Origin of the sequence: Microcystis flos-aquae FACHB-1344 (assembly GCF_014698375.1) — a bacterium.
GTDB lineage: Bacteria > Cyanobacteriota > Cyanobacteriia > Cyanobacteriales > Microcystaceae > Microcystis > Microcystis aeruginosa.
Genome location: NZ_JACJSW010000105.1, coordinates 1 through 7,708 on the forward strand (window position 1 = coordinate 1; position 7,708 = coordinate 7,708).

Annotated in this window: 12 protein-coding genes and 1 pseudogene; 6 read left to right on the top strand and 7 right to left on the bottom strand. The window is 40.2% G+C overall.

Translation table 11 applies throughout. The annotated features are described in order from the left end of the window. Positions 1-214: pseudogene (locus H6G48_RS08630) on the top strand (arginase family protein); the annotation flags it as partial. 32 nt (positions 215-246) lie between these two features. Here H6G48_RS08630 and H6G48_RS08635 read toward each other — a convergent pair. After that, positions 247-573: a DUF5615 family PIN-like protein gene (locus H6G48_RS08635; RefSeq protein WP_190721013.1), complete on the bottom strand. Its 327-nt coding sequence runs from the start codon at positions 571-573 to the stop codon at positions 247-249. Next, on the bottom strand, positions 557-820 hold the full coding sequence (locus tag H6G48_RS08640; protein WP_002799510.1) for a DUF433 domain-containing protein: 264 nt from the start codon (positions 818-820) through the stop codon (positions 557-559). The genes H6G48_RS08635 and H6G48_RS08640 overlap by 17 nt, the downstream gene beginning before the upstream one ends. A 356-nt stretch (positions 821-1,176) precedes the next feature. Between H6G48_RS08640 and H6G48_RS08645 the strand changes: the two genes are divergently transcribed. Together H6G48_RS08645 and H6G48_RS08650 are read left to right on the top strand one after the other, a co-directional pair. Beyond that, positions 1,177-1,422 (top strand): type II toxin-antitoxin system Phd/YefM family antitoxin, encoded by a 246-nt coding sequence (locus tag H6G48_RS08645; RefSeq protein WP_190356877.1) that lies wholly within the window; start codon positions 1,177-1,179, stop codon positions 1,420-1,422. Continuing rightward, the gene (locus H6G48_RS08650) at positions 1,419-1,817 is read left to right on the top strand and encodes a PIN domain-containing protein (protein WP_190721016.1); all 399 of its coding nucleotides are present in this window, start codon (positions 1,419-1,421) and stop codon (positions 1,815-1,817) included. The genes H6G48_RS08645 and H6G48_RS08650 overlap by 4 nt, the downstream gene beginning before the upstream one ends. A 312-nt stretch (positions 1,818-2,129) precedes the next feature. Here the strand turns inward: H6G48_RS08650 and H6G48_RS08655 are convergent, their stop codons facing one another. From H6G48_RS08655 to H6G48_RS27435, 5 genes are all read right to left on the bottom strand, one after another. Next, positions 2,130-2,393, bottom strand: a complete 264-nt coding sequence (locus tag H6G48_RS08655; protein WP_190721018.1) for a DUF2442 domain-containing protein — start codon at positions 2,391-2,393, stop codon at positions 2,130-2,132. Further along, complete coding sequence (locus tag H6G48_RS08660; protein WP_190721029.1) at positions 2,353-2,592, bottom strand: DUF4160 domain-containing protein; 240 nt, start codon at positions 2,590-2,592, stop codon at positions 2,353-2,355. The genes H6G48_RS08655 and H6G48_RS08660 overlap by 41 nt, the downstream gene beginning before the upstream one ends. Positions 2,593-2,749: 157 nt before the next feature. Further along, positions 2,750-3,250 carry a cysteine--tRNA ligase gene (locus tag H6G48_RS08665; protein ID WP_190721032.1) on the bottom strand — a complete coding sequence of 167 codons (501 nt, stop codon included), beginning with the start codon at positions 3,248-3,250 and terminating at the stop codon, positions 2,750-2,752. Next, on the bottom strand, positions 3,247-4,305 hold the full coding sequence (locus H6G48_RS08670; RefSeq protein WP_147070674.1) for an AAA family ATPase: 1,059 nt from the start codon (positions 4,303-4,305) through the stop codon (positions 3,247-3,249). The genes H6G48_RS08665 and H6G48_RS08670 overlap by 4 nt, the downstream gene beginning before the upstream one ends. Positions 4,306-4,693: 388 nt before the next feature. Next, on the bottom strand, positions 4,694-5,818 hold the full coding sequence (locus H6G48_RS27435; RefSeq protein ID WP_423202537.1) for a PEP-CTERM sorting domain-containing protein: 1,125 nt from the start codon (positions 5,816-5,818) through the stop codon (positions 4,694-4,696). A gap of 219 nt (positions 5,819-6,037) precedes the next feature. On the opposite strand from H6G48_RS27435, the gene H6G48_RS08680 reads away from it, so the two are divergent. The 3 genes from H6G48_RS08680 to H6G48_RS08690 all read left to right on the top strand — a co-directional run bounded on the left by H6G48_RS08680 (position 6,038) and on the right by H6G48_RS08690 (position 7,305). Then, the gene (locus tag H6G48_RS08680) at positions 6,038-6,538 is read left to right on the top strand and encodes a helix-turn-helix domain-containing protein (RefSeq protein WP_190721036.1); all 501 of its coding nucleotides are present in this window, start codon (positions 6,038-6,040) and stop codon (positions 6,536-6,538) included. A gap of 136 nt (positions 6,539-6,674) precedes the next feature. Next, complete coding sequence (locus H6G48_RS08685) at positions 6,675-6,965, top strand: nucleotidyltransferase family protein (RefSeq protein ID WP_002757283.1); 291 nt, start codon at positions 6,675-6,677, stop codon at positions 6,963-6,965. Then, the gene (locus tag H6G48_RS08690) at positions 6,955-7,305 is read left to right on the top strand and encodes a HepT-like ribonuclease domain-containing protein (protein WP_147070680.1); all 351 of its coding nucleotides are present in this window, start codon (positions 6,955-6,957) and stop codon (positions 7,303-7,305) included. Before H6G48_RS08685 ends, H6G48_RS08690 begins: the two co-directional genes overlap by 11 nt. Positions 7,306-7,708 lie beyond the last annotated feature (403 nt).

Below are 7,708 nucleotides of genomic sequence, written 5' to 3' on the forward strand. Positions count from 1 at the left end.
GGAACCTTTTACTGTGGTTCAAATTGATGCCCATGGCGATATGCGTTTTGAGTACGAAGGCTCCCACCATAACCACGCCTGTGTGATGCGTCGGGTGTTAGAAATGGGTTTACGGACTTTACCCGTGGGAATTAGGGCTATTTGTCGAGAAGAAGCGGAATTAATCGCTAAACAGCGGATTCCCGTGATTTGGGATCGAGATATCGCCGGGGATGCGGAGTTATGCTGCTTTCGCCAACACAACTTTCAGGAGCCTGCAACTTCAATCACTTCTCCTGGAGCGACTTTATCTAATACGCTACAGGCATCTGGCATTAGGGGAAGTAAGTCAGAAAGTTTGTTGCTGGTGGCTACAAGAACAATAACTGCCACTCCAGCTTGCTGTAAATTTTGCTGATAACGTAAATTTTGATCTGTAGTGAGGAGAATCGTGAAACCCTCCTGACTCATCAGCCTCAGCAACTCACCGTTCTTTTTCCCTGACCATCCCATCTCAACAACTGTGCATACCTCGTAATCGGCAAGCTCACGCTTTAACGGGCGTGGGGCGCATTCATCAAGCAGGATTCGCATAGGCTGTCAACATTTCCTTTGCTAATTCAAGGGCTGAGATCGCCTGTTCTCGACTGACACTGGGAAAATGGTCTAGAAATACCTCTAATGAATCACCAGCCTCAAGATAATCAAGTAGGGTTCTCATCGGCACACGAGTTCCTACAAAAACAGGGGTTCCCCCTAGAATGTCGGGATCACTGTGAACAACACGGGATATTAATGCCATAACAAATATATCCAACTGGCTACTAGCTTTTACAGTCATTGTATCCTAAAGTCATTTGTCGGCTCTATACAAGGTGAGGCTCAGGCATGGGACACTTCACTTGACTACTCTGCCTACATCTTGCCGCTAGACCCAAACTAATTTTTGGATACGATGCACAGTTGGCATTCATACCTTGATTCTGCAACGCCTAGACTTACAACTTCAATCAATGTGCATGGTGCGTTCCCCAAAAATCTATTAGTGGAGCGGTAGAAGTTGCATTAGGGAACGCACCCTACAAGATCGGCGATCTGCTACGCAGTGCCTTCGGCATCGCAATTCAAACTAACTTGCCCTTGCAGAATCACCGCAACTAAACTAAACTTAGTTTGTGGACTTAGTTTTTTAAGAGCATGGAAACTGTAAACATTCATCAGGCTAAAACAAGCCTTTCTCGGCTATTGTCCCGTGTGGAACTCGGAGAGGAAATCGTTATTTCAAACCGAGGTATTCCAATTGCTAAACTTGTTCCATTTCGGACATCTTTAGATCGACGGTCTAGTTTAGGACAAGATCGAGGGATGTTTACCGTACCAGATGATTTTAATGCTCCTTTACCAGAAGATATTTTGGGAGCATTTGAGGGTGGTGCGGAGTGAGAATTTTACTGGATACACAATGCTGGCTGTGGTGGTTTGCCCAACCAGACAAGTTAAGTGAGAATGTAATTGAACAAATTGCCAACGAAAGCAATGAAGTGTGGTTTTCTGTTGCCAGTGTTTGGGAGATGGGAATTAAAGTCTCAATCGGTAAATTACCACTGCCAGAGCAAATAGATAATTATGTCTCTACTCGAATGACCCAACTAGGAGCTAGATCGTTAGAGATCAATGCTTCTCATGCTTTGCGGGCGGCTGCATTGCCTTTACATCATCGTGATCCTTTTGACAGAATGCTGATTGCACAAGCTCAGGTAGAAGATATGACACTTGTGAGTGCGGATTCAACATTTAATCAATATGAAGTATCTTTGCTTTGGGCAGCTAGTTCTTAGTCATAAACACAGAATTTCACCTGCCTTCTAGATATTCGTCAACCAAATTCTGTGTAGTTGCAATCATTAACTCGCACATTTTTCCAACTAATTGACTGTCATTTCTGGAAGACTCCAAAGTGACTTGACACTGACCTGCACAAGAGCCTTCAATTTCACAGCCTTTGCAGAAATCGTTCTTACAGCTTCAATCAATAGGCATGGTGCGTTCCCCAAAAATCGATCGGTGGAGCGGTAGAAGTTGCCTTAGGGAACGCACCCTACCAGATCTACCAGATCGGCGATCTGCTACGCAGTGCCTTTGGCATCGCACTAGGCTTTAGCTTTTAAAGGAAATCTCTCAGGATTTTTAATAATTTCTTTACTTAAATCTACATCTAAATCTGGCCAATAAAAATGATTAGTAAAAGGCTCTTGTATATTTAAAATTTGTCTAATAGGGACATCTTGAAACCAAGGAAAATCTTGATAGGAAAGAAACATTTCTTCATTGTTTGCCAGAATCCATATTCCATGGGAAGAAATATGAGTTACTTCAGCTTGAGAAGTGTTTTGTCCAAGCATTTCTAAGTTCATTTTGTCGTTCCTCAATAATAGTTTCTATCGCTTGAAGTTGTTTTCGAGATAGGTTATGATTACGAGCTAATTCAATTTGTGGTTCCAGCCAAAATTTAGCTTCTCCTTCTGCACAATGAACATGAACGTGCATTCTTGTTTCTTCGCGGGAAAAGAAAAAGAAGCGATAGCCATCTTCTCGGAAAACAGTTGGACTCATCAGAAATCTAATCAGGATGATTGATGCTTACCCTTATTATAGCAAATATTCAGTTAAAAATACAAGAGGGAGAAGTAAGAGCATAAAAATCCCCCTCAACTGGTCTAAAATTAAGGGGGAATGAGTTATATTAATTTGCCAGTTGAGAATATTAGAATTAAATTACACTCCACGGTACACTCTGCATCCGAGTAGATTCTACTACCTTTGGATGAGGGGTGATCGGCTTAATTAATCTTCTCAGTTTTTGCTGCACATCTACAGGGTTAATGGCGCGGGGAAAAAGTCGGGAATGTGTTTCCGGTTGTTCAAGATGGAGGACAACCTGTAATTGTTTTCCCTGAAGAACTTTTCTGGCAAAATTTGCTTCGGATTTGTCAGAGGCATTAATCTTCGCTGGTAACATAGCAGCGATTGTATAGAGAACTTTTTCGGTAACTTCTTCGGCGAGATCTTGAGCTTTCGTACGACGTGACTGGCGATAATCTTTCACCTCAATTAACCAGATATCTTGTCGATAAATCGCAATCAAATCAACTCCTTTAATTCCATCTAGCATTGTAGAGAAATGGTGACGATAAAAAGCCCAATTATCGTATTTACTGACTTGCCACGAATCGGGAAAATCAAAGATTATGCCGTCCACTTCAACCCTCACCGTCTTTCTTCTCCCATACTTAAAAAGCGATCGGATTGAGCAAGCTCTTGATCAAGGGCTGTGATTTCACCGATTTCATCGCTTGTATTTCCTTGTTGAACGACTACAGCACCATCGGAGAAATGTAGGCCGAAAAAACGCGTATTCAGGGGAAAGTTATCTCGATCGCTCATTAAAATTTCCAGTTCTCGTAGTAAAAATAAACTATGGGTTGCCAGAAAGACTTGAATACCCGCATGACTAAGATTGACGATGCTCTTAGCGACTTCTCTGATCAAAATAGGGTTGAGATTCGCTTCCGGTTCATCCCAAAATAAAACACCTTTTTCCATTAACACACCAGTGGCGATTAGACGAGCTAACATCGCTAATTTACGATTTCCTTCGGCAACGAGAGGCATCTCGAATCGTCCACTTTCATTTTTTAGATAAAAACGCCCATTTTTATCTAACTCTAGCGAACCTCCCATCGCCGATTCGATCGGTTCCAATAACTTTTGAATGGGTTTTTCCTTATTGCCACGTTGCAAAGGAGCGCCGAGAAGTAAGCAAGTATCTCGCCAAGTTTCGTCAAATTCAAGATAATGACTTTCGTATAGAGATACAAAGTTTGGAAAAATTGTCAATAGCTCTCTAGTAGGAAAATAGGCAGAAGATACATCAAGCCAAGCCTCTGGAACTTCCTCTAGGGAGACTTCTGTTTTACTATTAGTTGCGAAACTGAAAGCAAAATTAAATCGACTATCTTGAAAGTGTAATTTTACGTCACATCGTTCTCGTCCTTGCTTTCTGCGGGTGAGCCTTCCTAAATAATCGGGGCGAAATACATGAATCAGTTTATCGGCTAAACGAGTTTGCAATAAAGTTTTTGTTGGCGTTCCGTTCGGAGATTTTCGCCCTTCTTCCCCACTGGTAGCGAGTGCCGAATAGAGAATCTTGAGAAGATGAGTTTTGCCTGTTCCGTTTTCCCCGACAATGACATTCAGATTTTGGGAAAATTGCAGCTGGATTTCGGGAAAAACCGTCAAATTTTTAACTATTAATTTATTCAGCATGAACTGTGCCTAGAAAAGAGTCGCTCACTATACTTCTAAAACGCCCCCTTTCAAGATGATAGCTTTTAGGGGGCAAAGTGCGCTAGTATAACTCCCTTAGAACTTAGACAAAAAACGGTTTTTTCAAGATACGAAAACCCTAGCGCAAGTGCATCAGCTATTTTCCATCAGCTAAATTGTCTAAGTCTCCCTAAGATTTATAGTGGGGACTTTTCAAATGCGGAGGCAAGTTGAGGACACAGCCATCCCCAAGTCCCTTTTAGGGTTTGCTGTTCCATTTTAAGACCTCATCTTAAATATCAACCATTATGGTGCAAAGCCTAAACCTAACAAATAATCCCCCTCAACTTATTCAATTAAGGGGGAATGAGTTATATAAAAAGGCAATTTAACCAACGTTAGTGGGTTCTTTTTCGGTTGAATGAGAGCGTTTTACTTTCCGTTTTATGGTTGCACCTGCACCAAGTATTCCCAGGGCAAGGAGACTTAGGGTTGAGGTGGGTTCGGGAACTGAAGCAACAGCTTCCCCGTCACCTCCTAAGTTAAAATTTAAACTGACTTCTGATGTCGGAATTAGACCAGTAAAGTCGTAATCAAAATCAAGATTTAACAAAGATAGTGGAACTGAAGTCTCACAGCTTGTTCCGACCCCAGGTAAAGTAACTCCTGAAAATCTTCCCGAAGTAATAGAAGCAGTCACCAGGCCACCTTCACACGCCAAATCCAACAAGCCCGGATCGCTGACTGCTGGATCAGTAAGATCAATTTTAAACAAACCACTATTTAGGAATCTGATGTTAAGATTATCATCAGGAGCAGGAGATTCGTTGCCAGAGTTTCCAGAATCAGGACTCCCTAAAAATCCCCACTCAAGACTTGAGCCAAAACCATCAAATTCAGCTGAAATATCCAAAAGATTGCCTTGAAGTAGAGTATCGCCTGTAGTAGGGTCTGTGATTGTATAGGCAATTGGATCTCTGAGTCTTGGAATAGCGGCAAAAGCTGAACCTTCTCCAGAAACATAACTCCAAAACAAAGGTCGCCAGAAGATTTGTCCACGGGGATTAATTCCTAATTGACCTGCGGTTAAGGCGGCCGCACTTCTGGCTCGTGCGAACCCTCCTGGAGGGGCAAATGCGAAGGCATATCCCTCTGCTAAAGTTGTACCTGTTAAAACATTCCCTGCGACTGAACCTGTTGCGATTGAACTTGACTCCGCACTTGCCCCATTACAAAAGACACCTGCTGAACCCTCAGCTGTAACCGATGGAAATGCAATATCTGAATCAAAATACGTGGCGGACGTGAAGGGATTAAAACATAGGTCATTTCCAAAGGCAACAGCACCTAGTAGGTTAGGAGCATTCCCCCCAAAATTAAAATTAAAATCGTGTCGAACAGAATAACTGGCATAACCGAAAGCAGTCTGTGCTGAAGCAGGATTAGCTTGAAGTGCTATTGTTGTCGCACTTAGAGCAGTTCCGAGAATAGTTGCTAAAGTCCTTGTGTTCATGTTTTTTTCAATCCGATGTAATGATGTAATCCAAAATTTCCCCCAAAGTCTACATACTTTACTATTATTCTGTCAAGACTTTTAAAGTTATATAAAGCTATATAAAGCAGTATTAAGAAAAACAACTTGAATCTAAAAATAATATTAAATTGACCGCACAGCTTATAATATCATATAATGTCAGGTAAGAGCTTATTAATCTTGATTCTGTGTGTAAAAATGAACAATTTTGATATTCACTCTTTAATTACAACTGTTGATAATCTCATCTTCTCCTATACAGGAGAGAATTTAGATGATGTTCAGTCTGAAATCTTAGAAGGGGTGATTAATCACCAAAAATACACAGAAATCGCTAAAAGTCATCATCGTTCCGAGAAATATGTCAAGGATGTAGCCGGTAAGCTATGGAAAACCCTATCGGAAATTCTAGGAGAAGAAGTTAATAAAGCTAATCTTAGGTCTAGTCTGCGAAGATATTATTATAATGTCTCTCATAACTTTAATGTAATAAATCCCGTACAAATTAATAAAGGTCATATCTGTAATCAACTACCAGAAAATCAATTACAAAAACCTAATCTTGCTGAAGAATCTAAACTCGAAATCGCTACAGAATTGATGAAAGAAGGCTTAACCGTCGAACAAATTGCTAGAGTGTTAAAACTTCCCTTAGAATTAGTTAAACAGCAACTTGAAAAACCTAAGTCACCTAATTAATGGTGGTAGTTGGCACTGGCAGAGCATTTCTAAGTTCAATAATAATTTCTATTTTAATAAACTTCATCATGAGAGCCAATATCAACGAGACAACCATTAAGGTTACAATGAAGGAATCAGATTTCAGGAAATAGCCATGAAACGAGATGAGGTACTAACAATTCTCGCAAAACACCGAGAACAATTAGAAAAACTAGGGGTAAAATCTCTGTCTCTATTTGGTTCAGTAGCAAGGGATGAAGCACGTTTTGACAGTGATGTAGATTTATTGGTAGAATTTAGTAAAGCGGTAGGGTTATTTGAGTTTATCGAGGTACGACTTTACTTAGAAGATATATTAGGATGTTCTGTTGATTTAGGTACTCAAGATTCTTTAAAAGAACATTTACGACAACCTGTATTAAAGGATGTGATTAATGCCTTTTAGAGATTGGCAACTTCGTCTTCAAGATATTATTGAATCCATTGATGAAATCTTGGAATGGACGGCTAATATGACCTTTGAAGATTTTAGCTCAAATCGAGTGACTCTTAAAGCAGTTCTTTATAATTTAGGAATTATTGGTGAGGCATCTAGAAATATTCCTAGTGAGGTACAATTGCGTTATTCTCAAATTCCTTGGCGTTTAATGGGAGATATGCGAAATCTCATTTTTCATGAATATTTTCGGGTAGAATTGGCAATTGCTTGGCGGACGATTGAAAATAATCTAACTCCATTGCGTTCACAATTACAGGAAATTTTAGAAAATGAAGCCGAAAATTAATCTATAAAAATCCCCCTCAACTTATTCAATTAAGGGGGAATGAGTTATATAAAAAAGGCAATTTAACTGACGTTCTTGACAAAAGGCCATAACCTGTGCCTTGGAAGGAATTAAGAGAATTTCTGATGCCCTCTTCCCTGGTAGAAATCAAGGAAACCCCCCATAAATCTAACTCGGTTTCAGCAAGTATGCTCGCTCCCTGTCCATTGAGAAATATTACAATAAACACGGGTACACCAAGAAAAGTTAAGGGATGTATCTATTGATAGATAAGGGGTTTTGGCTATTGTAGTAGATATGTCTGGGGTCAGTTGAGATAGACAAAAATAGTCAAAATATTTATAATGGAAGATTGGACTAAAATTTTCTGTGATTTGCCCATGTTATTGTCTTGCGCCACCGG

Bases quoted from the DNA above. Each gene is read 5' to 3' on its own strand.
- H6G48_RS08645 (WP_190356877.1), top strand. From the start codon at position 1,177: ATGGAAACTGTAAACATTCATCAGGCTAAAACAAGCCTTTCTCGGCTA.
- H6G48_RS08635 (WP_190721013.1), bottom strand. From the start codon at position 573: ATGCGAATCCTGCTTGATGAATGCGCCCCACGCCCGTTAAAGCGTGAG.
- H6G48_RS27435 (WP_423202537.1), bottom strand. From the start codon at position 5,818: ATGAACACAAGGACTTTAGCAACTATTCTCGGAACTGCTCTAAGTGCG.
- H6G48_RS08685 (WP_002757283.1), top strand. From the start codon at position 6,675: ATGAAACGAGATGAGGTACTAACAATTCTCGCAAAACACCGAGAACAA.
- H6G48_RS08640 (WP_002799510.1), bottom strand. From the start codon at position 820: ATGACTGTAAAAGCTAGTAGCCAGTTGGATATATTTGTTATGGCATTA.
- H6G48_RS08655 (WP_190721018.1), bottom strand. From the start codon at position 2,393: ATGAACTTAGAAATGCTTGGACAAAACACTTCTCAAGCTGAAGTAACT.
- H6G48_RS08660 (WP_190721029.1), bottom strand. From the start codon at position 2,592: ATGAGTCCAACTGTTTTCCGAGAAGATGGCTATCGCTTCTTTTTCTTT.
- H6G48_RS08670 (WP_147070674.1), bottom strand. From the start codon at position 4,305: ATGCTGAATAAATTAATAGTTAAAAATTTGACGGTTTTTCCCGAAATC.
- H6G48_RS08690 (WP_147070680.1), top strand. From the start codon at position 6,955: ATGCCTTTTAGAGATTGGCAACTTCGTCTTCAAGATATTATTGAATCC.
- H6G48_RS08680 (WP_190721036.1), top strand. From the start codon at position 6,038: ATGAACAATTTTGATATTCACTCTTTAATTACAACTGTTGATAATCTC.